The sequence below is a fragment of the Peijinzhouia sedimentorum genome (assembly GCF_049340005.1).
In the GTDB taxonomy this organism is placed as follows: domain Bacteria; phylum Bacteroidota; class Bacteroidia; order Cytophagales; family Cyclobacteriaceae; genus CAXBDP01.
This window is the reverse complement of sequence record NZ_JBMPIY010000002.1, coordinates 262,697-285,417: the sequence shown is the minus strand read 5'-3', so window position 1 is coordinate 285,417 and position 22,721 is coordinate 262,697. Positions and strand designations below refer to the sequence as shown.

Sequence of the window (22,721 nt, the reverse complement as noted above, 5' to 3'; positions counted from 1 at the left end):
AAAGATATAGCTAGTCAATTTTGCTAAATTATTTTGATATTAGAATATGAGATTCTCAAAGGAATTTAAAGTAGGTTTATTAGTTACTGCTGCCATCGCGATATTCTACATTGGTTTCAATTATCTTAAAGGCATTGAAGTATTTAATAAGTCAGCAAAATATTATGCTTTATATGAAAATATAGATGGACTTACAGTTTCCAATCCTGTAGTCATTAATGGTCTGAGTGTCGGCCGTGTTTCATCCATACGTTTGGATCAAAAGAATAATAATCAAATAGTAGTGGAAATCCAAGTGGAGGAAGGCTTGGAGTTAGGAGATAGTACGGTTGCACTTCTAATCAATAGTGATTTCTTAGGAAGTAAAGCGATTGAACTGCAAATTGGGTCTTTAACAAATAGACTAGTAAGCGGAGACACATTAATAGCCCAAATAGATCCAAGTATTACTGAATTTTTGAAAGACAATGCTTTACCTGTGGCCAATAGTTTGGGAGCCACGCTTAGAGCAATCAATAATATTCTAGAAGATTTTTCAGGCAACGGACCAAAAGTAAATGATATGGTAGATCAAGTACAAGCTACTACCCATATCATCAGAGATATGGCGCAAGAAAATAGGCGAAATGTGCGTGTGCTCACCCAAAATCTATCCGAATTAAGTGCTGAATTAAATCTAATCTCAAAAGACATAGGTCCTTTATTGGGCAAAATGGATGTGGTGGCAGATTCTCTTCAACAATTAAGCTTTTCAGAATCATTTAATAAAATAAACCAATCGCTTGATGAGCTAAATTTATTTCTCGCCAAGCTCAATGAAAATGACGGTACACTTCAAAAAATGCTTGAAGATGAAGCTCTCTATAACAATCTGAATAAGAGTGCAGCAAGCCTGGATAGTTTACTAAAGGATATGAAGGATAACCCTAATCGTTATGTTCATTTCTCTGTCTTTGGTCGCAAGAATGAAGATTAAGTCATTTTACCTTTCTTCCATATTCCTTTCCAAAATTCATTCTGATTGTTGTATTTTGGCTTCCAAATACACGCAAACAGGAATTTGATATGGACTTAAATTATCTTCGCAACGAGGACGAAATGAAGCAACTTTGCTACAAGCTTAGCGAAAGGAGAAAGAAGGTTTTTGAAGGAGGTGGCCAAAAGCGAATTGATTCACATCATAAAAAAGGCAAACTCACTGCTAGAGAAAGAATTGACTACCTGACAGATGAGAATAGTAATTTTCTCGAAATCGGCACATTTGCAGGCGATGGTATGTACGAGGAGGAGGGCGGCTGTCCATCTGGAGGAGTCGTAATGGGAATTGGATACGTAAGTAGCAGGCAGTGTGTAATTGTGGCCAATGATGCCACAGTGAAAGCTGGTGCATGGTTTCCAATTACTGCCAAAAAGAATATGCGTGCGCAGGAAATTGCGATGGAAAATAGATTGCCAATCATCTATTTAGTAGATAGTGCAGGCGTTTATCTTCCCATGCAAGATGAGATTTTCCCTGATAAAGAGCATTTCGGAAGACAGTTTAGAAATAATGCTAAAATGACCTCCATGGGCATCGTGCAGATCGCGGCAATTATGGGAAGCTGTGTGGCGGGAGGAGCATATCTACCCATAATGTCCGACGAGGCATTAATAGTAGATGGTACTGGCTCGATATTCCTTGCGGGTTCTTATTTAGTAAAAGCTGCAATTGGTGAAGATGTAGATAATGAAACACTTGGTGGTGCTACCACGCATTGCGAAATATCAGGTGTAACCGACAATAAATACCCTGATGATAAAACTTGCCTAGATGCAATCAGAGGAATGTTTGATAAAATGGGACATGATCAGAAGGCAGGCTTCGATCGAACTGAATCTGCACTTCCCGCTGATACTGGCAAAGACTTGAGAGGCTTGATGCCAGCTGACAGAACCAAGCCTTATGACACATTAGAAGTTATCAAGCAAATTGTAGATAAATCAGAGTTTGATGAATACAAAGCGCTTTACGGCAAGTCGATAATTTGTGGATACGGTAGAGTAGATGGCTGGGCAGTTGGTATTGTTGCAAATCAGCGTTTAATAGTGAAAAATAAAAAAGGGGAGATGCAAATGGGTGGAGTAATCTACTCAGATAGCGCAGATAAAGCAGCTCGTTTTATAATGAATTGCAATCAGCGTAAAATACCGCTAGTATTCTTACAAGATGTGAGTGGCTTTATGGTTGGTTCAAGAGCAGAGCATGGTGGCATTATTAAGGATGGAGCCAAAATGGTAAATGCCCTTGCCAATTCTGTAGTTCCTAAATTCACCATTGTAATGGGCAACTCCTATGGAGCAGGCAATTATGCAATGTGTGGCAAAGCTTATGACCCACGATTGATCGTGGCTTGGCCTACAGCTCAAATTGCCGTAATGAGTGGTGCAGCAGCAGCTAAAACCCTGTTGCAAATAAAAGTAGCAAACCTCAAAGCAAAAGGAGAGGTAATCAATCCAGATGTTGAAAAGGAATTGCTAGATAAAATCACGGCAAGCTATAACGAACAATTGAGCCCATACTATGCAGCATCTAGACTTTGGGTAGATGATATTATCGACCCGATGGAAACAAGGAAAGTGATTTCAATGGGAATTGAAGCAGCGAATAACGCGCCGATTACCGAGAGATTTAATGTAGGTGTTATCCAGACCTAATATCGTATGACAGGAGAAGAATTGAATAATAATGAGCTAAGTGCACTGGTTTCTCTTTTGGAAGATGATGACAGAGAAGTACTTCATCATGTGCAAGACAAAATCATTTCGCTTGGCTCAGGTATTATTCCATTTTTGGAAGATAAATGGGAAAATAGCTTTAATCCTTCTCTCCAAAAGCGAATTGAAGAACTCATTCACACGCTTCAGTTTACAGAGGTAAAACAGCGCCTACTGCAATGGAAAAGTAGCGAAGAGCAAGACCTACTCGAAGGACTTTGGGCCATTGCTACCTACTCTTATCCCGATTTGCTTCTAAGTGATTTGCGTAAAGAAATTGAGCAAATCTACTATGAAACTTGGATGCAATTTAAGGATGACGCCCACCCGCTGGATTTGGTTAAAATCATCAATAGCGTCATTTTTTCAAAACTACGTTTCAGCCCAAATACCAAGAATTTTCATTCGCCAGGCAATTCAATGATTAACGTGGTGCTGGAAACTAAGAAGGGAAATCCAATTTCTCTTTGTGCGGTTTATTTGTTGATTTCTCAAAAATTGAAAATGCCGATATTCGGAGTCAATCTGCCCAATTTATTTATTTTAACTTATAAAAAGGGCGATGTTCAATTTTATATCAATGCCTTCAATCGTGGAATTATTTTTTCGCGGGAGGATATAGATCAGTATATTTCTCAATTGCAGATTCAGCCGGAGGAGAAATTCTATCAGCCTTGCAGCAATTTCGATTTGATCTCTCGAAGCTTGCGCAATCTTGCGATGTCCTTCGAAAAGCTTGGAGAGCTCACCAAAAAAGAAGAGATCAACGAATTGATCTCCCTTTTGAATGACAATGAATAATTTTAGTTTTTGATAATACAGTCAACCAAGCTTCATCCTTTTTCACAGGTTTTATAAGTTCTTTACTTTAGGTCACCTCTTTTTAAGAAAATTGTTTTTAGAATTTTGGCTGTTTGCGGGATGGAGGACAAAAAGGCCAGCCGACCGAAGGCCTTGTGCGCAGAAGCTTCTTTGGGTCTAGACTTTTTTGGTTGCCTTTTGTGGCAATGACAAAGAGTGATGAGAAAATTTCCGAAAAGAATTGAATTTCAATAACTTAATTAAATGCATAAGGAACTATTTGTATTTAAAAGGTTGCAATTTCTAATAGTGAAATCTACAGATAAACTCATCTTTTATGTTCTTTTGCCTTGATGCCAAAGAATCAAAAAATCAAGGCTGAGGATCTTTTCCCTAAAATATGTTCCATAAATAGGCGATTCAAAGAAACTCGCTGCGCTCAAACAGTCTTTGAATCAAGAGAGCCTATTTATTCCACATATTTCTTGGCGGGAAAATCTCCTAGGCCGATTGGGAAAAAGAAAGGAAAAAAAGATTAACAATGGCTGTTTGCAGGTGGGAGGACAAAAAGGCGAGCCGGCGCTGGCCTTGAGGGTGGAAGCTTCTTTTTGTCTAGACTTTTTTGTTTCTTTTTGTGGCAATGACAAAAAGAAAAAAGGAAACTTCCAAATAACATTGAATTTCAATTCCTTAACGAAATTTATAAGCAACTCTTTGTATTGAAAAAGAGTGCGATCGTAATAGCAAAATTGATAGCTAAACTCTTCCTTTCTTTTGATACGAAATAAGCAAAAACCCAAGGCTGCTTGGGTAGTCAAGGCTGAGGATCTTTTCCCTAAAAATATGCTTCACAAATTTCTTAACTGAAAAATCTCCTAGGTAGGCCAAATAAAGAAAATATTAAGAAGGAATTTGCCTAAAATATTGCAAAATTAAATTAAGGTGTTCCCACCCATCAATTAAGTGGATATTTTCCAATACGTTGGAAGACCTCTTTTTAAGAGGATTTTTAATATTCGCAATAAGGATTATCTCTAATGGTTTTAATTCCAATAGATAGAAAAAAAGAAGAGATCAACGAATTGATCTCTTTACTCAGTGACAATGAATAATTTTAGTTTTTGATAATACAGCCTACGGGTCTTACAAAAGGCTTGGCTGGATCTCTACCTGCAAGCAAAGCGTCAATAGCACCAGCCAAATATTGCTCTCTCACCTGATCCGCAACTTGCGGATTATCATCAATTGCTCCACTATATACAACAGCAAAGCCATCTGCTGAAGGCTTCAACAAAAATGCTTCGGGAGTTTTGCTAGCCTTGAATATATCTAAGGCTTTGCGTTCCTTATCACTCAAATAAGGAAATGTATAAGAGGATGAGCTCACTTTTGCGGCCATCTCTTCAATGGATTCTGCAGGATTGTCATCAGGGCTGTTAGAATTGATTAGCACCATTTGAATTCCTTGCGATGAGTACTTATTGGCCAAGTCATTAATTCTATCTTCGTACAATTTCGAAAATGGGCAATAATTACTCGTGAAAATTACGACAATCCCTTTTTTAGCGGAGAAGCTCGATAAGGAAATTTCAGTTTTATCACTTGCATTTATCAGGCTCACGTCGCTTACGGCTTTCACTTGAGCAATACTTGCTGAATGAATAAAAAAGGCTGCAAATAGGAGGGAAAATATTTTTTTCATATTAGTCTAAGTTAAAAGCAACTATGCAATCTTCGTACCGCCTAATTTCCATGCTATGGGCTGACACCTGATTGTTTTTTGCCACTGTTCCTGCAAAATACATTGGATATCCATCATTTGCCACTTTTATATGCATGTGCTCTCTGAAATCCAGCTTTTTGCGACCCCATATTTTATAAAGTGTTTCCTTTAGACACCAGGCAATGAGTGCGTTTTCAGCTGAATTCCCAAATGCGGCCATTTCATTTTCATTCAGAAATTTGTGTTTGATCCGAAATGCCCTTTCACCATGCGTTTCAATGTCTATTCCTACCGGATATGTTTTGTGCAGAATCACTGCCGCATATCCATGACTATGAGAAAAGGAAATATGATAAGAGCGTTTGAGTAATTTAGGTTTGTTGAATTTGGTTTTGTAAACGCTTGTAGCTTTGAGTTTTGCATTTTCGAAAATTTCATGTAGCGCCATTCGCAAACTAAGCCATTCTAATCGGCGGGAGGAAAGGTTAATCGTTTCGAAATCCTCCCGCTCATTTTCTAGCCAATTATAGGCGGCAGCCAATTCTTCTTCCGACTCAGCAATCTTCCAAATACTTATATATCCTCCATTTTCTAATTTTTCTAAATGGAACAGCGGCATAAAAATGTATGTTTGTGCAGGGTAAAGTAAAGGATTTTGCTTGTAAATTTACCATAATGATTAGACCTGAGGTAGAAAAACTGCATACGCTGCGAGGACATTCCGATTGTGTTTACACTTTGGTGGCAGGCCCGAGCGAGCATGAATTTTTCTCGGCGGGAGGTGATGGATTTGTTGTAATGTGGGATTTGCATAAGCCCGAAACAGGCCGGTTGATAGCCAAAGTAAGTGCTTCGGTTTATGCGCTGCATTTTGATAAGGTTAGTAATGAGCTGATTATAGGGCAAAACTACGAGGGCATCCAAATAGTGAATGTGGAGGAAATGAAAGTGATTGGCTCAGTGAAAATTACCTCTGCGGCCATTTTTGATATACAGAGAATTGGCAACGATATTTTCGTAGCCACGGGTGACGGCGTAGTGATCGTAGTCGATAGGCAAACAATGGCTGTTCGCAAGCATATCAAAGCTTCTGACAAAAGTGCACGAACGATGGCAATTGATGCGCCTTCAAACCAATTAGCAGTAGGCTATAGTGATAATAATATCAGGCTTTTCGATTTGCAGAGTTTCGAACCCAAAGCATTGATCAAAGGGCATGAGAATTCGGTGTTTACCTTGCAATTTCAAGGTGTAAATGCTGATTTGATTAGTGCGGGCAGAGATGCTAATTTCAAAGTTTGGGATGGAGAAAATAATTATCAGCCGAAACATTCCGTTGTAGCTCATATGTTTGCCATCAATCATCTAGACTTTAGTCCTGATAATAAACATTTCGTAACTTGTAGCATGGACAAATCCATAAAGATTTGGGATGCTCAAAATTATAAACTTTTGAAAGTGATTGACAAATCGAGGCATGCTGGTCATGGCACAAGTGTAAATAGGTTGCTTTGGACGGATTATCAAAATCAAGTGATTTCCGCTTCGGACGATCGTACACTTTCGGTTTGGCAAATAAATTTCCCATCTTCATTATAATCGACTTCTAATATCAGCATATACTATGAAAATTACACCTCTTGAAATACGACAAAAGACCTTCGAAAAAGCATTCAGAGGATACGATAAAGATGAAGTGACGTCTTATCTCAATTCGCTTTCGATGGCATGGGACAGAATGATCGAGGACAATAATGAGCTGAAAGCAAAGCTTGATGCCGCCTTGAAAGATGTAGAAAAAATGAAACAAGTAGAATCTACACTTTTTAAAACCTTACGAACAGCCGAAGAGACTGGTGCTACAGTAGTGCAGCAGGCCAACAAAGCTGCAGAGCTAAGCATCAAAGAAGCCGAAATGAAATCGCAGCAGCTAATTAGTGATGCGCAAAAAAGAGCAAGAGAAATTCAAGAACAAGCTGAAGACAATGCAAAGGATATCATTTCAGCCATGGAAGCAGAAGTGAAATTACTAGAGGAGGCGTTTAAGGACATCCAAGGCACTCGCAATGATTTTATCACAGATATGCGTAATACAGTGAACGACTTACTCAAGAAAGTCGATAAGCTAGAATTACGTGCAGATGACTACGATGTAGGTGGGATATTGAAGCAAGCACGCAGTGTTTCTCGCAAAGTAAAAGGACTAGAATCATGGGATAATGTGCATGAGAGATCCGAGGAATTGCCTATGGCAGAAGTGGAGGATATTGATGTTGAGGACAATCAAAAGTTTGCAAGAAAGGAAGAAATTGAGGCAGACTTCGATGAGCATTATGGTAGTGAGGAAATTGTAGAAGAGAAAGAGGAAGAAAGTCCAGAGGAAGAAGAAAAAATAGAAACTCGTTTTGTTTCACCTCCCGCCAATCCTAACAACCAGAAAATTGTGCATCAATTGGGTGAAGAAGACGACGCTGAAATAGAAAACACTGATAATTCAATTAGTAAGCCTAAAAAAGGAGGCTCATTTTTCGATGAAATATAAATTGGCTCCTGGAGAGGTAAGACTCAAAAGTATTGAATTCTTTGCATTCCATGGAGTGCAAGCCGAAGAACAAAAAATAGGTAACCGATATGTGGTTGATATTTCTGCAAAAGGCGATTTAGGCTTGGCTGCCAAAGAAGACAATCTAAATGGTACTATCGACTATTGTATATTGTATCGTATCACTAGGGAAGTGATGACGCAACCTGCTAAGCTTTTGGAACATCTTGCTTTTAAAATTGCCGAGAAAGCTCTTAACGAAATTACACTTATAGATTCTATAGAAGTAAAAGTAGCCAAAATGAATCCGCCAATTGGCGCCTTGGCTAAAGAATCATCCGCCACCTTAACCTTATCAAGATGAAAAAAATATTTACCCTAATTTTTACCCTCAGCTTTTCAATTTTCTCTTTTGCGCAGGATTTGCCAAGCTATCGTATTTTGGATAAGGATGGCAACAGCACCGATTTTCAGCAATTGGTCGATGCTAGCAATGTACATCAAGTTGTCCTTTTTGGTGAATTGCATAATAATGCCATCGGCCATTGGTTGCAATTGAAGTTGAGTGAGGCGATGATGGAGGCAAATAGCAATTTGGTATTTGGAGCCGAAATGTTTGAATCGGATAATCAGCTGCTGATGAATGAGTATTTGAATGGAACCATCACCTTGGCTCAGTTTGAAGCGGAAGGTAAAATGTGGAATAATTTCAAAACGGATTATAAACCGCTGCTTGATTTGGCTAAAAATAACAATAGACCATTTATTGCCACAAATATTCCTCGTCGCTATGCAAGCGTTGTAAATAAGCAAGGCCTTGATGGTTTGGCTACACTAGATGCATCAGCTAAGCAATACATTGCTCCGCTTCCTTTTCAGGTAGATTTGGACTTGCCAGGCTACAAATGGATGATCAAGACCATGGGTGCTCATGCTCCAGGTGGACAATCAGCCAATATTGCCATGGCGCAAGCCTCAAAAGATGCGACTATGGCTTATTTTATCTTGCAGAATTTGCGGGAGGATGCGCCATTCATTCATTATCATGGCACCTTTCACTCAAATAACTTTGAGGGAATTTACTGGTATCTGAAGCAAGCCAATGCAGACTTGAAAATACTTACCATTGCTATGGTAGAGCAAGCAGATATTTCAAACTTGACTGAGGAGAATTTAGGCTTAGCAGATTTTATCATTTTGCTGCCGAGTGATAGCCCGAAAAGCTATTAAGACTCCACCTTTGGGTTGTCGCTAGGTTTCACAAAGATGAAGATCACGCTGGCGCATCTAACGCTGGCGCACGTGTGCCGCATGTGACTCTGTGTAAATGTAATTGAAATTCAAATATTTACAATAAAATTATTAAATTGAGAAGATCAAAAAGTCCAAGCGGACGCCTGCCTGCAGTAGGTAGGCTTGAACTAGTGGAATTTAGTGATTTTGGTTTCTTCTCTGCGCTCTCCGCGTCTTCCCTCTGTATTCTCTCTGCGTTTAAATTCTTCTTTCCTTAACCTAATAAAGTCCAAGCCAGCGCCTGCCTGCAGTTGGTGACTTCATGTTAATATCTATGAATATCAATTACTTGCAATAGAATTTTTGGATTGCGTAGCTATAGAGGTCCAAGCGGTCACTTGAATTAGTGGGGTGGAAACAGTGGAAATTATGTCGTAACCAACCAGTAATTAAGAATTTTCGGTTGATGAATTTTCTTGCTGTTTCACAAAGGTGAATCCTCTGGCATCATCGCCATTATAAAAAGAGACTTCTAAGCCAATCAAATACATCAAATCCTTTTTTTCGATATATACAGGAATGCCATCTATTTCATAGGCATTGTCCTTTTCCTTTTGCTTGTCGAAACCCAAGATATAGGAAATACCCGCACAGCCAGCACCACGAATACCCACCCGCAATCCGTAGTCATTAGGGATGTTTTTGTGCGACATTATATGCTTAATTTCTACTGCGGCTTCGGGCGATATAGTAATGGGTGTAAACATTTCTTTAATTTTCTATCAGAGATTTAACCAAGCAAGGGCATTTCAAGTTCATAAATCTTGTAATTGCATATTTCTCGCTAATTTCGCTAAATATTAAATCAGAAACATGGAGGCAATGATTCAACTTTTGACAATTCTTATTCCCGCAGGCTTGGTATTGTATGGAATGTATTTAGTGGTAAGATCCTTTTTGCAAAAGGAATTTGAACGTAACTTATTAGAAATAAAGAATAAAAGTATTGAAGTTGCGCTTCCTATCCGCTTGCAAGCCTATGAGCGGATGACGCTATTTTTAGAGAGAATTTCGCCAAATAACCTTGTGTTGAGGCTGAATAGACAAGGATTATCTGCGCAGGAATTTCGCCAAATATTGGAGCAAGAAGTGCGGGAGGAATTGAGCCACAATTATTCGCAACAAGTATATATGAGCGATACTTGCTGGCAAAATATTAGAAATGCAGCAGATCAAGTACAAAGCCTTATACAAGAGGGCTTTTCTTCACTGCCAGCAGGCGCTAGTGGTGTAGAGCTAGGCAAAGCCATCCTCCAAAAAGCCATAGAGCAAAATGCCAATGCTTCCCAAGCTGCGATAATCGAATTGAAGAGAGAGGTTAGGGGGATTTATTGATTAAAGTAGAATCAATTTTCTTGATCAATCCTCTAACTCATACACATCAATAGCACCACTCTCAGCACTATACATTAGCAATTCCTTTCCATCAGTGCCAAAAGAATAATATGAAATTCCTTCATTTTGGAAGTAGATAAGCTTGGTGAGCTGAAGTGAATTACCCTTGTCTAACTCAAATACAGCGAGGTCTTTCGTTAGGCTATTACCATTCTCAAAAAAATGCATATACTGAATGAAAATTTGATTGCCAACTACTACTATTTCGTTAATAACACCTACGCTTAGTAGTTGGTTGGTGGGTCCCAATTCTTTGAATTTATCAATAGCGCTTTGGAAAATATCATAGCCGGACAAATCGCCTGTAAATAGAACCTCGCCATTGTCATCAAAGACTTCATAAGAAGGGAAGTTTTCTCTAGCAATTCGGAGAAACTTACCTTCTACTTTAAACATGTCTCTAGTTACATAGTTTGTGGTTTCAGGAAATGATAAATTACCTTTCCATACTTGTTCAGCTTTACCTTCCTTATTTATATGCAGTACAGCACTTTGTTCAGAAAACTCAGAGCTAATTGGGTCTAGGATAAGTTTGCCATTATAGTAGGAGAAATTCCCATCTGAGAGCCTTGTGTTCTTTAAAGTTATGTAATTCAGTTTTTCACCTGATGAACTCATTATTAGAAAGCTTTTTTTTCTAATGTCATGAACTGCAAACGAATTATTAGTAGGATCTATATTACTTATTTTTATGATTGATCTTACTTCAAAAGGGCCATCTCCTACAGTTAAAAACTCCTCAATTAATTCGAAGTTCTTATTTGTTTTAAATATTTTATTGATGTGTCTATCAAGGAAAATATAAGAATCAGGCAAAATTCGAATGCTATTAATCCGTGTGAAAAATATACCATCTCCAAAATCAAAGTGAGCTGATTTTTTTGTGAGGGTTAAAACTTCTAGTTCCCTTTCCTTTTGAATGTTACAAGAGGATACTATTAAAACAGAAAGTATAATCAGATGTATTTGTTTTTTCATTTTTAAAATATTTAAAAATAAGAAAGTGGCTGTTTCAGAAGTGAGATGGCTTTTTTATTCCGAAATAATTCTTAGAAATAAAAAATAGAGGCTGCCCTTTTGAGACAGCCTCTTTTAAATCAGGTTTGAATTGGATTACCTGGGCCACAGTTAGGGCAATTATGTGTATAGAATTTCATTCCATTACATAAAATGTAATCACATTCCACATGTTCGCATGTGCCAGTTGTTGCATTACACTGAATTGTAACACCGTCCCCACAATCTTGCGATGCAGAACATCCAGACCTAGCATCAAATGATACTAATGTAAACATTAGTACGAATAGTGAGCTAGCAAAAATGGTAGCAATAGATTTTTTCATAGGAATATTATTTAGTGATAGTTCAATAATAATAATAATAATAATAATACACAAAATTTATTTAAATAATTTTTAATAATGGGCACTTAATAGTTTGATAATATTATCTAATTCAGCAGTAATTATTGCTTTTAGAGTTTATTGCCAAATATTATTGACCCATCAAATGAACAAAAATTTCGATATTATTATGAACTTATCTATGAATAATTCTGAAGTCGAGTGTATTTCCTTTTGTTTTAATTTCCTTTAAGATTATTATTTAGTATAATTTATTGTACTTATAAATTTTATCATATCATTACTGTACTTTGAGAAATTTCGAGCCTCTAATTAGATAATTACCAACTCTTCCGAACCCTTTCACCTCCTGCAGGGTTTATTCGCTATGCAAAAATATATTGATTTGGCTGCTTCCGATAGCGCTATGGACTATCCGCAGTATTTCGAATTTACCGAGAAATTATTAGCACAAGGCAAAACTACAGGGCCTAATCAATCTCCCGAAATGATTGCTTATACCAAGCTCAACCTCAAGCGTATGAAGCGTTGGAACAAAACCTACACGCCCTCAGCTGCAATGAGTGAGGCTGTAGTGCTAGCTAAACCAATGATATGGCTGGTAATCACCGAGCCTTGGTGCGGCGATGCTGCGCATAATATACCGGCATTGGCGAAAATTGCAGATTTGAGCGATGCAATTACAATGAAACTTGTGCTTAGAGATGAGCACCCGGAGCTTATGGATGAGTTTCTTACCAATGGCAGCAAATCTATTCCAAAATTAATTTGCCTAGATGCCACGAATGCAGAGTTGCTGGGCACCTGGGGCCCAAGACCTGAAATAGTACAAAATCGGGTAATGGCATACAAAGCAGCTCCAGACAAAACAATGCCTGAGCTATATGAGGAAATCCATGCATGGTACAATGGCAATAAGCAAGCAGCCCTAGAAGCGGAATTCGTGCAGTTGCTAGCCAATTGGGCAAATAAGCAAAGTCAATTGCAAGAAATATAGTAGATTGAAAATGATAATTGAAATGATATGAAAGCATTAATTGCGGGAGCCACGGGATTGATAGGAAAGGAGTTGTTACAGATGCTTCTTGAGGATGATTATTATACATCAGTCCACAGCATAGTGCGGATGCCTACAGAGCTTAAGCACTCTAAGCTCAAGGAATTTGTGGTGGATTTTGATCAGTTACAGAGCTATCCTGAGGCTTTTGCGGTGGACGATGTATTTTGCTGTTTGGGTACTACCATGAAAAAGGCAGGCACAAAAGAGGCATTCCGCAAGGTAGATTATGATTATCCGCTTGCTATTGCCGAGCAATCGCTAGAAGCTGGAGCAAAACAATACCTGATAGTAACCGCAATGGGTTCAGATGCAGACTCACGAATATTTTACAATAAAGTTAAAGGTGAAATTGAACGAGAGTTGAAGAAGTTGCCCTTTGAAAGCCTGCTAATATTTAGGCCTTCGTTATTACTTGGTGATAGAAATGAAAAACGGGTGGGTGAAGATATAGGCAAAGTAGTGATGAAATTGATCCCATATATTGGGCCTTTGAAAAAGTACAAACCTATAATTGGAAAACAAGTAGCCTTTGCGATGCAGATTCAAGCTAAAAGAGCTCATAAAGGAACGCAAGTTTTTGAGTCGGGTCGTATACAAGAGTTCTAATTATGGAATCTTTATCATGTCGAAATAGGAATAATATTCTTTGGTCTTCCCGATAAGAAATCTCGCTAAGGCGCCAGGACGCAAAGGTTTTGGTTTCTTCTCTGCGTTTTCTGCGTCTTCCCTTGGCGAACTCCGCGTTTAAATTCTTCTTCCTAAAATCGCTAAGGCTGAAGTTTTACCTTGACTTCCTGCTTAAAAAATGAAAAATGACTGCTAATGTCAAATTAACAATCACTCCATAAATCAAGTAAGACCATACACCCTCAATGACTCCATATTCCGGAAAAAGAGCTTCAAATTCCTCCCGCTTTTTTAAGGGATCGTAAATGTGGCCAATCAAATGCAGAAAAGGTAAGGAAACGAGTAAGCTCAGCATCCAGACCCATTTTTCTTTATCCACATTTTTTATCCCAAATGTGAAAAGAACAGGCGCTGAAAACATAATCAACCGAGTATAATCTTGCCCACCAATTAGGCTCAAGGTAAGAATTGAAAGGCCTGTAATTACTAAAATCTTATCTGCAGTATCCCATTCCCAATACTTGCGGGAGGAAAATACCAAAGCTGGAATACCACCAAAAACCACAAAAAATGCTGCAATCCATCGTAATAAGAGCTGTGGATCATTCAGCAATAAACTCAGATTGTTGTAGATGGAATAAATGGCTCCTTTGCTAGGTGTACCTGAGCCGGAAAATTGAGCATTTATAACTATCAGCTCAATAAAAGTGAGTAGGACAGCAACAGCTATAAGGGTGATATTTTTCTTGGACTCACCCAACCAAATTGCTAAAAGCAAAAAAGCAAAAATGAGCACCAATGTTGATTCTTTAATTGGTAGGGCTAAAAGCGCGAAGGGAAGAAAATATGCATACTTTCGATAAAGCATTAGGTAAATTCCAATGGAATAAATTGCCATTTGAGCAGGATCGGTACTTACAGGATCGAAAACATGCAGGCGTAACCAGCCAGCAAAGTGAAGTGAAAAGAAGAGTAGGAGAGCAATGATTTGGAGCTGAGAGAATTTAAGGAAACCCCAGATTTTGAGCCAAAAATAGGCGCCTATCATTGTGAATACAAGATTGATAAGCAGAAATGCATGAATGGGATTTGCCACAGGCAATTGAGCTGCAAGCCATGAAATCAAAATGCGCTGATTATATGGATAACGTACTTCAAAAGCATCTACATAGCCAGCGAAATAATCGAAAGCCGCTAAATAATGATGATAGTCTGCCAAGGGCAATTCCTCAAAATTAGGAATGGGCTGAAGAACAAATGCAGCCAAGCAAGCCAAACCGACAAATGCCAAATATACCATTCCAAATCTTGGCAAAGGCTTCATGTAATTTATGTTTAGTTTTACATGAAATTAGTATTTATTTCCGAATCAAAGCAGAGAAATGATCGTAGTAATTCAGCGCACAAGCGAAGCAGCAGTGAAAGTGGATGGTGAGGTGATTGGGCAAATCGCCAAGGGTTTATTGATATTGCTTGGAATAGAAGAGGCCGATGGGCAAGAGGATATTGAGTGGCTCAGTAAGAAAATCTTGAACCTAAGAATATTCGAAGATGAAAATGGTGTAATGAACAGAAGTCTGCTTGAAATTGATGGCGAACTCTTGGTTGTGAGCCAGTTTACCCTACATGCCAGTACCAAAAAGGGAAATCGACCAAGCTATATCAAAGCCGCTAAACCTGACATAGCCATTCCATTGTACGAGCAATTTGTAGAAACCATTCAGCTCGGGCTAGGTAAGAAAGTAGCCACTGGTTCCTTCGGTGCCGACATGAAGGTGAGCCTTATAAATGATGGTCCGGTTACGATTATTATAGACAGTAAAGACAAAAAATAATGGCGGATCTAAGCATAAAAGAAGCCCAGGAAAAAGTGGACGAATGGATCAAAACCATTGGCGTTCGATATTTCAATGAATTGACCAATATGGCCATTCTCACCGAGGAAGTGGGTGAGGTAGCTCGGATTATTTCAAGGAAATATGGAGAGCAATCTTTTAAGGAAGGTGAATCGGATGCAAAGCTGGCGGATGAATTTGCGGATGTGCTTTGGGTGTTAATGTGCCTGGCAAATCAAACAGGAGTCGATTTGGAAGACGCTTTTAGGAAGAACCTCGAAAAGAAAACCGATCGGGATAAAAATAGACACAAGAACAATCAGAAATTACAATAATATGCTTTTAAAGAGATTGCTAGTATTTTTTGCAAGCCTGTTGCTATTGCAAGCCTGTGCAGAGCGGGAGGAACCCATCGATCAAGTCGCCTATGCGCAAGAAATGAACGAATGGCTCAAGAGTAGATTTAATACCTTGAATGCACCTGATGGCTGGCTTTCATTGGTTGGCTTAGAGTGGATGGAAGAAGGTGAAAATACTTTTGGCGGGAGTGAGGAGAATAACTTGAAAATTGCTGGTGATAATGTGCCTGATCAATTGGGTAAGCTAGTACTGGAAAATGAGCAAGTGAGGATTTTTCCAATAGCTGACAGCCTGATGACCATAAATGGAGAAGGTATTGAGGATGGACAAGTTATTTGGATAAAAGGTGAGGAAACACCTATTGTTGAACTTGGCAGTATTTCTTTTTTGGTAATCGAGCGACAAGGTAAAGTTGGGCTTCGAGTGCGTGATAGTAAAAGCAAAACCCTACGAGCATTTCAAGGCACAGATTTTTTCCCAATTGATCCTGCTTGGCGTAAAATAGCTACTTTCAAACCGTATGAAGGAGGTAAGGAACTGAAAGTACAAAATATCATCGGCACGGTAGAAACGCAGATTTGTCCAGGCTATTTGGAATTCAGTCATGATGACAGCGATTATCAATTAGATGTAATCATCGAAGACGATCAATATTTTATCATTTTTGGTGACTTGACCAATGGTGAAGAAACCTACGGTGCAGGTAGATATATGTACACCACTTTTCCTGATGAAAACAATAAGGTGGTGCTCGATTTTAATAAGTCTTACAGTCCACCCTGTGTATTTACTGAATTTGCAACCTGCCCATTGCCCCCGCAACAAAATATGCTTCCAATAGCAATTCCTGTGGGAGAGCTTACCTATGGGGAGCATTGAGGAGTCATGGATAAAACGCTAACGCTGGCGCACGCGTGTCGCGTGTGTCCCCTATGATGAGATCGAGGATTGGGTCTGCTAAACAAAAGCCAATTGCAATAACTAAATATAATCAATTTCTAAAAGCCCTTTTCCTCCACTATAATCAATTGCGCTGCTGTATTTCCAATAAAATGGCTCTGTAACAAACCCTGCTTTAACAGGATTATTGTGAATATAATCGACTTTTTGGTCAATAACTTGAGCACTCCAAAGTTCTATCGGTTTATTGGTATGTTGCCATAATTGCCTGCTTTTAACTTTGCTGCTTTTTAGCCCAGCTCTTTCGAACATCCACAATATCCATTCTTTGCGGCTTTCTTGAATATTCTCTTCTAGCTCTTTTTGTAATTTTTTTGAAGTGAACTCTTTGAATCTACCAATCACAGTTTCTGGATTGTTTTCGGTGGCTCTTATTATTAAATGAACATGACTTGGCATAATACACCAGCAATAAATTTCCAGACCCTTGTTTTTTCTACAATAATCTAGACTTTCAATGAGTATTGAAAAGTACTCTTCTCTAACAAATAAATCTATCCAATTGACCGTAGCAAAGCTGACAAAATACAATCCTTCCTTGTTGTAAAATTTATACTTTCCGCTCATTTGGTTTTTGGTTAAAGCATTGATTACTTTAAGCAATTCAACTACTGATTACCTATTATATCAAATAAATTTAATAGCTGATCTCTAATTATTCAAAGATACCCACTTGAAATGGAGTCACTTGTGACAGGCAAACCATAAAGGATCAAGGCTTGTGGTAGTTTTAAGACTAGCATTGAGATATGGCTTCAAACGGAGACACACGCGACACGCGTGCGCCAGCATTAGCCAGCGTTATGTAATGTTAAGTCCCTACGGGACTGAAAACCATTGATGAATCAATTATAAAACCCTCAATTTCCCGTTTTCAAACACAGGCAAAATTGGGAATAGATCGAATTGGAGAGAAAATTTCATGTCTTTTTCTAAGCCCAATCGGCTGAGCCTTAGGTAATGGGAGGATTTTTGTAAATAGCTAAAAAGGTCGAATTTGGCTAATTGGATTAGCGATTGTGTAGCCAATGCAGCATCGCATTCTATTTTATGTGTTCTGCTGAGATCTTCTACTAATGATCCTGCAAAGAGGCTATCCTCCATGCTGAATTTTCCTTTCCAACCTGCACAAACTATTACCACAGATTCTTCTTTATTTCTCAGATAATTGGCGACAGTTTTTATATTCAGAAAAGAGCCAACTAATACTTGCTTGGCGGTATGTGCTGCCATCGTAAGTGCAACCGTGCCATTGGTAGTAGTCATGGCAATTTTCCTCCCGCTATATTTAGCTTTCAAGTAGTGGTATGGACTATTTCCCAAATCAAAGCCTTCTACTTTTTCGCCATTTCTTTCTCCAGCTAATACATAGCCTTGATCCTTTAGCGCAATACATTCTTCCAATTTTGCCACAGGTACTATATGATCCACGCCATTTGCCAAGGCAGTAACGATGCAAGATGTTGCTCGAAATATATCCGTTACCACTACAATTTTTCCCTGCAAATCATATAAATGAAGTAGCTCTGGACTTAAACAAACTTCAATTTCGGTGGAGGATTGCGATGAGATTATCAATTGATCTAAATGAGATTTATACTTAATTTCCTTTGTAAAGTGGGAATTTTTCTATCCGGGCTTTCAGGTTCTTATTACGAACTTGAATGTAAATTTCAGTGCCAGGTGCTGCAGAATCAGTTTTCACATAACCCATACCAATGCCCACGCCCATAGATGGTGAACTTGTGCCGGAAGTTACTTCACCAATCACATCGCCTGCTGCATTTACAATTGGGTAATGCGAACGTGGAATGCCTCTATCTTCCATGATAAAGCCAATAAGCTTGCGGCTTACACCAGCAGCTTTGATTTCAGCTAGTTTGTCTGAGGCTATAAAGTCTTTTGAGAATTTGGTAATCCAGCCTAGACCAGCTTCCAGCGGGTTGGTTTCGTCGGTGATGTCATTGCCATACAAGCAATAGCCCATTTCCATGCGCAAAGTGTCACGTGCTCCTAGCCCTATTGGTTTGATCCCAAACTCTGCTCCAGCTTCCATTATGGCATTCCAAGTAGCTTCGGCTTTGTCGTTTTTCACGTAGATTTCGAATCCGCCAGCGCCAGTGTAGCCAGTTGCCGAAATGATCACATAGTCCACGCCAGCCATTGGGCCTACTACGAAATGGTAAAATTTGATTTCTGATAAGTTAACCGTTGTAAGCTTTTGCAATGTGGTTATTGCCTTTGGTCCTTGCACCGCAAATAACGAATAATCATCAGACAGATTTTTAATTTCTGCACCTACCGTTTCATTTTGCTTGCTTACCCAAGCCCAATCTTTATCAATATTGCCGGCATTTACTACCAAAAGGTATTTTTCATCAGCAATTTTATAGACAAGCAAATCATCTACAATGCCTGCATTTTCATTGGGCATGCATGAATATTGCGCTTGCCCATCTATCAATTTGCTAGCATCGTTACTGCTGATAAGTTGAATAAGGTCGAGGGCTTTTGGACCGGTAATTAAAAACTCGCCCATGTGCGAAACGTCAAAAATACCTACCGCTTCGCGAACAGTTTTGTGTTCTTCTATATCGGAGCTATAGCGAACAGGCATATTGTATCCCGCAAAAGGAACCATTTTAGCACCAAGATTTTGATGCAGATCATTAAGGGCAACAGTTTTTAATTCCATTATATCTTCATTTGATATCCAAAGGTAAAAGCGGGAGGTGGATTCGGCAAATAATTGGAATTAATATGGCAATTTGTAGCCTATTGCTGCTAAATCCTCAGCAGTCATTTCCACCACCGATACATTCAATTTGATGTCTTCGATGGGTCTATTACTTCTATCGCGATCTACTGCTACAATCGCATCAATGATGTCCATTCCCTTAATCACCTGCCCAAAAATGGTATAGTCACCATCCAATCGATGCACACCATCTTTGTTTTGCACAATATAGAATTGGCAGGCTGCGGATAGCTTATCTGGATTATCATCTCGGCCAGCTCCTACAGCTCCGTAGACGTGAGTAAGGCTATCTACAAATTCTGGTTCGAGCAAGTAGGGAGAATCTCCAAAACCTTCTTCGGTATCCGGACAGCCACCTTGAGCGACAAAGTTTGGGATTACCCTATTGAAAGTAAGCGAATCCCAATATCCTTGACTTGCTAGGTCGATAAAGCTTTGATTGTGATTGGGAGTGCCTTCATGTAGCCAAATATATACCTCGCCAAGTCGAGTTTCAATTTTGCCGATTTGATAGGTTTGCTGCTGTTGACATGAGCTTAAAACTAAGAAGAGCCCAAGCACAAATAATAGATTTTTCATGGTTTATGTATTTTCAATAAATATAGAATTGAAAATATGCTTGGGCAATTATTTATTAGTCAATGTGGCTTTGCATTACTTTAAATTGTGACATTTAGAAAAATTTCGTTTGATTGAAATTTTATTATCTAAAAGATTTGAATGAACAAAATTAAAAAGCTGTATGCTTATTTGAGGTCAGCTTTATTTGCTTCACTATATACCAAATAATACATCTCAAAAGCGTCCATATTACCTTGCTCGGCTTGAATGTGGGCTCTTACAAAAATAGCAAAACGGCTTTCGGAGGTTTTTTCATAGATGTAGCCATTCCATAAGGGCTCTGGGCTGCCCATTGCTTGCCAAGTGTCTGTTTTTACTAAAGCAAGTAATTCACCTGCTGTATTATAGCTATTTACTAATTCCTCCTTACTCGCATCGCGGATCATTTTCCTTTTGGCATAAAAGGGCAAATTATGCAGGATGCGATCTTGCATAAAAATAGGCGTGGAGGCGGAAGGAACGGTTTGGTTTATAATCGTACCGATCTCCTTGTAGGGTCTGTACTTTTCTAGTTGAGGCAATACTGCTAAACTGAAAATAAATAGCGGTACAAAAACACACATAAATGGAATTAAGCGGATGGTGTTTTCTTTCCCAGCTCTATAACTAAGCCAGCCAATAAGTAGCGCAATTACTAAAGGTATTTCTAACCAATTGCGACTTAAGTCAAGGTAAATGACTAATGCAATTCCACTCGCAAAAAGTAGGATAGCTGGAAACAGTAAGCTCACATTCCAAGCAATTTTCCACTTACGATTAGGCAGTATATCAGGATTTACAAAAACCCAAGCAACCATTATTGCCATTGCAGGATGCGCTTGAATAAAATAGGTCGGTATTTTCCCACTGCTTATGGTGAAAATAAGTAGCATAGCAAAAAACCAAGCTAGTGGTAAGGCCAACTCCTCCCGCCATTTTTTTCTCCTTACGATCAGGATAAGAGCCAAATAAAAGGCCAAGGAATATGGCAAGAAACTCCAAGAAATTACGGCAGGATAAAAGAATGGATCTTCCCATGAAAAAGGCTTTTTTCCTACAGCTCTATTGATTGTTTCGGCATTGAGTACTTCTTGAAAAGCCTCTCCGTATGCAGAATTCATATAAATAATCCAGCTCAGTCCGATTAACAAACTGATAAGAATACCCGGAATGTGGATGAAAAACCGTAGCTCCTTCCAAGCGTTTTTGATTTGCCAGTTTTGATAAAAAAGCACAAATAATGTGATAATAGCACCTATCACGATAAAATATGGATAGCCTTTTACAAGGACTGTAAATCCGAGGGTAACAAAAGCTAAAAACAACCACCATTTATTACGGCTTTGCCATGCGATTACAAAAAGCAACATACATAATGTAAAAAAGAAAGTAAGCGGCGTTTCAGGTGAGGCATATTGCTTATTCCCTACAAATTGAAAGGAAAAGGCCATGGTAATAAAAGTCCATAAGCTGGCTTTTGGGCCGTATAATCTGCCTGCAATTCCTGCGGCTGCAAAATTGGTGAGATAAGCGAGCAGGACTATCGGCAAGCGAATGGCCCATTCGTTGAGCCCAAATAGTATAACTGAACTTGCAATAAGCCAATAGGTAAGCGGAGGTTTGTTGAATCGTGGTTCATAATTGTAAAAGAATTCCAAGTAATTACCACTCTCAAACATTTCTCTGACGGCCTCTGCATAGAAACTCTCATTGGGTGTCCAAATAGCATTGGTGCCGAAATTGGTGAAATACAATAAGGCAGTTAGTCCATAAATAGCATATTTGAACCAAGGTTGATCCATAACGGTAATTTCCTGTGGAGCTAGTTTTGCCATATTATAATTGTTGCTTGCCTTGCTGATGAAGATAACGGTAGCCGTATTTCAGAAATGTGCTGTATCCGCTGATAGTGGCTATAAAAAAACCTTCGAAGCCATCTTTGAATCCGACTTTCAATAAGTAATCTCGCCAAAACCGATAGCTTGGACTAAAGATAATTTGCCAGATGGAAGCTTTTTTACCCAATTTGGCCATCGCTCCTGCTGCGATAAATGCATATTTTTCGGAGCGCTCTACATGTTCTCGCGCAGTATAATAGGAGTAATGCAGCAAATCTCCATTCAATTTGGCGAGGGAGCTGCCATCAGCTAATGTCACTTGGTCGTGCGGATTCATTCCTCCCCATTGGCCTTTTCGTCTATCCCAGAGCCTCGTTTTGGTATCGGGATACCAGCTGCCGTGGCGAATCCACCTCCCGCAATAGTTTGTGAGTCGGTTCATTCTCCAGCCGTCATTTTGCCAATTATTCTTGGCTGCGATGATGGATTTTTTCAATTCATCCGACAAGGCCTCATCTGCATCCAAGGCCAGTACATGATCGTATTTTGCTAATGAAACCGCCTTATTTTTTTGCTCTATATGCCCTACAAATGCCTGCGAATGAAAGGCGACATTGTATTGAAGACAAATATCTTTGGTGCTATCCGTAGAGTTGGAATCCAGCACCACAATTTCATCCACCACGCCCTGCAATGAAGCCAAACATCGCTCGATATTCCGCTCTTCATTGTAGGTGATAATTACAGCCGATAGTTTTACAGCTTGGGACATAGGCTACAAAATTAAACAAATTTGATTGCCGTAGATTCT

The 22,721-nt window shown here is 39.0% G+C and carries 24 protein-coding genes; 13 read left to right on the top strand and 11 right to left on the bottom strand.

All coding sequences use genetic code 11. From position 1 onward, the window contains the following. Positions 1-46: 46 nt before the first annotated feature. The 3 genes from ACOXY8_RS04345 (at position 47) to ACOXY8_RS04335 (ending at position 3,555) form a co-directional block, all read left to right on the top strand. Positions 47-976 carry an MlaD family protein gene (locus tag ACOXY8_RS04345; RefSeq protein WP_458330321.1) on the top strand — a complete coding sequence of 310 codons (930 nt, stop codon included), beginning with the start codon at positions 47-49 and terminating at the stop codon, positions 974-976. Positions 977-1,065: 89 nt separating this feature from the next. Further along, a complete protein-coding gene (locus ACOXY8_RS04340; RefSeq protein ID WP_458330320.1) occupies positions 1,066-2,694 on the top strand; it encodes an acyl-CoA carboxylase subunit beta in 1,629 nt (542 codons plus the stop codon). A gap of 6 nt (positions 2,695-2,700) precedes the next feature. Then, positions 2,701-3,555, top strand: a complete 855-nt coding sequence (locus ACOXY8_RS04335) for a transglutaminase-like domain-containing protein (protein WP_458330319.1) — start codon at positions 2,701-2,703, stop codon at positions 3,553-3,555. A 1,114-nt stretch (positions 3,556-4,669) separates the two neighbouring features. Here the strand turns inward: ACOXY8_RS04335 and ACOXY8_RS04330 are convergent. Further along, positions 4,670-5,257, bottom strand: a complete 588-nt coding sequence (locus tag ACOXY8_RS04330; RefSeq protein WP_458330318.1) for a thioredoxin family protein — start codon at positions 5,255-5,257, stop codon at positions 4,670-4,672. A gap of 1 nt (position 5,258) precedes the next feature. Continuing rightward, positions 5,259-5,897: a 4'-phosphopantetheinyl transferase family protein gene (locus tag ACOXY8_RS04325; RefSeq protein ID WP_458330317.1), complete on the bottom strand. Its 639-nt coding sequence runs from the start codon at positions 5,895-5,897 to the stop codon at positions 5,259-5,261. A gap of 56 nt (positions 5,898-5,953) precedes the next feature. Between ACOXY8_RS04325 and ACOXY8_RS04320 the strand changes: the two genes are divergently transcribed. From ACOXY8_RS04320 to ACOXY8_RS04305, 4 genes are read left to right on the top strand one after another with little or no spacing between them, the layout of a single operon-like run. After that, entirely contained in the window at positions 5,954-6,877 is a 924-nt protein-coding gene (locus tag ACOXY8_RS04320) for a WD40 repeat domain-containing protein (protein ID WP_458330316.1), read from the top strand. A gap of 25 nt (positions 6,878-6,902) precedes the next feature. After that, positions 6,903-7,820 (top strand): DivIVA domain-containing protein, encoded by a 918-nt coding sequence (locus ACOXY8_RS04315; protein WP_458330315.1) that lies wholly within the window; start codon positions 6,903-6,905, stop codon positions 7,818-7,820. Further along, on the top strand, positions 7,810-8,184 hold the full coding sequence (folB, locus tag ACOXY8_RS04310) for a dihydroneopterin aldolase (RefSeq protein WP_458330314.1): 375 nt from the start codon (positions 7,810-7,812) through the stop codon (positions 8,182-8,184). The genes ACOXY8_RS04315 and folB overlap by 11 nt, the downstream gene beginning before the upstream one ends. Further along, positions 8,181-9,050, top strand: coding sequence for a ChaN family lipoprotein (locus tag ACOXY8_RS04305; protein WP_458330313.1), 870 nt, complete (start codon positions 8,181-8,183; stop codon positions 9,048-9,050). The genes folB and ACOXY8_RS04305 overlap by 4 nt, the downstream gene beginning before the upstream one ends. A 452-nt stretch (positions 9,051-9,502) precedes the next feature. Here ACOXY8_RS04305 and ACOXY8_RS04300 read toward each other — a convergent pair whose 3' ends face one another. Beyond that, a complete protein-coding gene (locus tag ACOXY8_RS04300) occupies positions 9,503-9,820 on the bottom strand; it encodes a HesB/IscA family protein (protein WP_458330312.1) in 318 nt (105 codons plus the stop codon). A gap of 106 nt (positions 9,821-9,926) precedes the next feature. On the opposite strand from ACOXY8_RS04300, the gene ACOXY8_RS04295 reads away from it, so the two are divergent. Then, positions 9,927-10,448: a DUF7935 family protein gene (locus ACOXY8_RS04295; protein ID WP_458330311.1), complete on the top strand. Its 522-nt coding sequence runs from the start codon at positions 9,927-9,929 to the stop codon at positions 10,446-10,448. Positions 10,449-10,472: 24 nt separating this feature from the next. On the opposite strand, the gene ACOXY8_RS04290 is transcribed toward ACOXY8_RS04295, so the two are convergent. After that, positions 10,473-11,486, bottom strand: coding sequence for a hypothetical protein (locus ACOXY8_RS04290; protein ID WP_458330310.1), 1,014 nt, complete (start codon positions 11,484-11,486; stop codon positions 10,473-10,475). 753 nt (positions 11,487-12,239) lie between these two features. Here ACOXY8_RS04290 and ACOXY8_RS04285 point away from each other — a divergent pair. Further along, the gene (locus tag ACOXY8_RS04285; protein ID WP_458330309.1) at positions 12,240-12,869 is read left to right on the top strand and encodes a thioredoxin family protein; all 630 of its coding nucleotides are present in this window, start codon (positions 12,240-12,242) and stop codon (positions 12,867-12,869) included. Positions 12,870-12,896: 27 nt separating this feature from the next. Continuing rightward, positions 12,897-13,538 (top strand): oxidoreductase, encoded by a 642-nt coding sequence (locus tag ACOXY8_RS04280; RefSeq protein WP_458330308.1) that lies wholly within the window; start codon positions 12,897-12,899, stop codon positions 13,536-13,538. 175 nt (positions 13,539-13,713) lie between these two features. On the opposite strand, the gene ACOXY8_RS04275 is transcribed toward ACOXY8_RS04280, so the two are convergent. Further along, positions 13,714-14,883 carry a hypothetical protein gene (locus tag ACOXY8_RS04275; RefSeq protein WP_458330307.1) on the bottom strand — a complete coding sequence of 390 codons (1,170 nt, stop codon included), beginning with the start codon at positions 14,881-14,883 and terminating at the stop codon, positions 13,714-13,716. A 58-nt stretch (positions 14,884-14,941) separates the two neighbouring features. Between ACOXY8_RS04275 and dtd the strand changes: the two genes are divergently transcribed. Genes dtd through ACOXY8_RS04260 form a run of 3 tightly spaced genes read left to right on the top strand, consistent with a single transcriptional unit; the run spans position 14,942 to position 16,633 of the window. Beyond that, entirely contained in the window at positions 14,942-15,394 is a 453-nt protein-coding gene (gene dtd, locus ACOXY8_RS04270) for a D-aminoacyl-tRNA deacylase (protein WP_458330306.1), read from the top strand. Further along, entirely contained in the window at positions 15,394-15,729 is a 336-nt protein-coding gene (locus ACOXY8_RS04265) for a nucleotide pyrophosphohydrolase (RefSeq protein WP_458330305.1), read from the top strand. The genes dtd and ACOXY8_RS04265 overlap by 1 nt, the downstream gene beginning before the upstream one ends. A gap of 1 nt (position 15,730) precedes the next feature. Continuing rightward, positions 15,731-16,633 (top strand): DUF1684 domain-containing protein, encoded by a 903-nt coding sequence (locus ACOXY8_RS04260; RefSeq protein WP_458330304.1) that lies wholly within the window; start codon positions 15,731-15,733, stop codon positions 16,631-16,633. Positions 16,634-16,735: 102 nt separating this feature from the next. On the opposite strand, the gene ACOXY8_RS04255 is transcribed toward ACOXY8_RS04260, so the two are convergent. From ACOXY8_RS04255 to ACOXY8_RS04230, 6 genes are all read right to left on the bottom strand, one after another. Continuing rightward, positions 16,736-17,317: an REP-associated tyrosine transposase gene (locus tag ACOXY8_RS04255; RefSeq protein WP_458330303.1), complete on the bottom strand. Its 582-nt coding sequence runs from the start codon at positions 17,315-17,317 to the stop codon at positions 16,736-16,738. A gap of 246 nt (positions 17,318-17,563) precedes the next feature. After that, entirely contained in the window at positions 17,564-18,292 is a 729-nt protein-coding gene (locus tag ACOXY8_RS04250) for a 2-phosphosulfolactate phosphatase (RefSeq protein WP_458330302.1), read from the bottom strand. 22 nt (positions 18,293-18,314) lie between these two features. Next, positions 18,315-19,409 (bottom strand): glycine cleavage system aminomethyltransferase GcvT, encoded by a 1,095-nt coding sequence (gene gcvT / locus ACOXY8_RS04245; RefSeq protein ID WP_458330301.1) that lies wholly within the window; start codon positions 19,407-19,409, stop codon positions 18,315-18,317. Positions 19,410-19,469: 60 nt separating this feature from the next. Continuing rightward, entirely contained in the window at positions 19,470-20,051 is a 582-nt protein-coding gene (locus ACOXY8_RS04240; RefSeq protein WP_458330300.1) for a peptidylprolyl isomerase, read from the bottom strand. 167 nt (positions 20,052-20,218) lie between these two features. Beyond that, the gene (locus tag ACOXY8_RS04235) at positions 20,219-21,907 is read right to left on the bottom strand and encodes an ArnT family glycosyltransferase (RefSeq protein WP_458330299.1); all 1,689 of its coding nucleotides are present in this window, start codon (positions 21,905-21,907) and stop codon (positions 20,219-20,221) included. Position 21,908: 1 nt separating this feature from the next. After that, complete coding sequence (locus ACOXY8_RS04230) at positions 21,909-22,682, bottom strand: glycosyltransferase family 2 protein (RefSeq protein WP_458330298.1); 774 nt, start codon at positions 22,680-22,682, stop codon at positions 21,909-21,911. Positions 22,683-22,721: the final 39 nt, after the last annotated feature.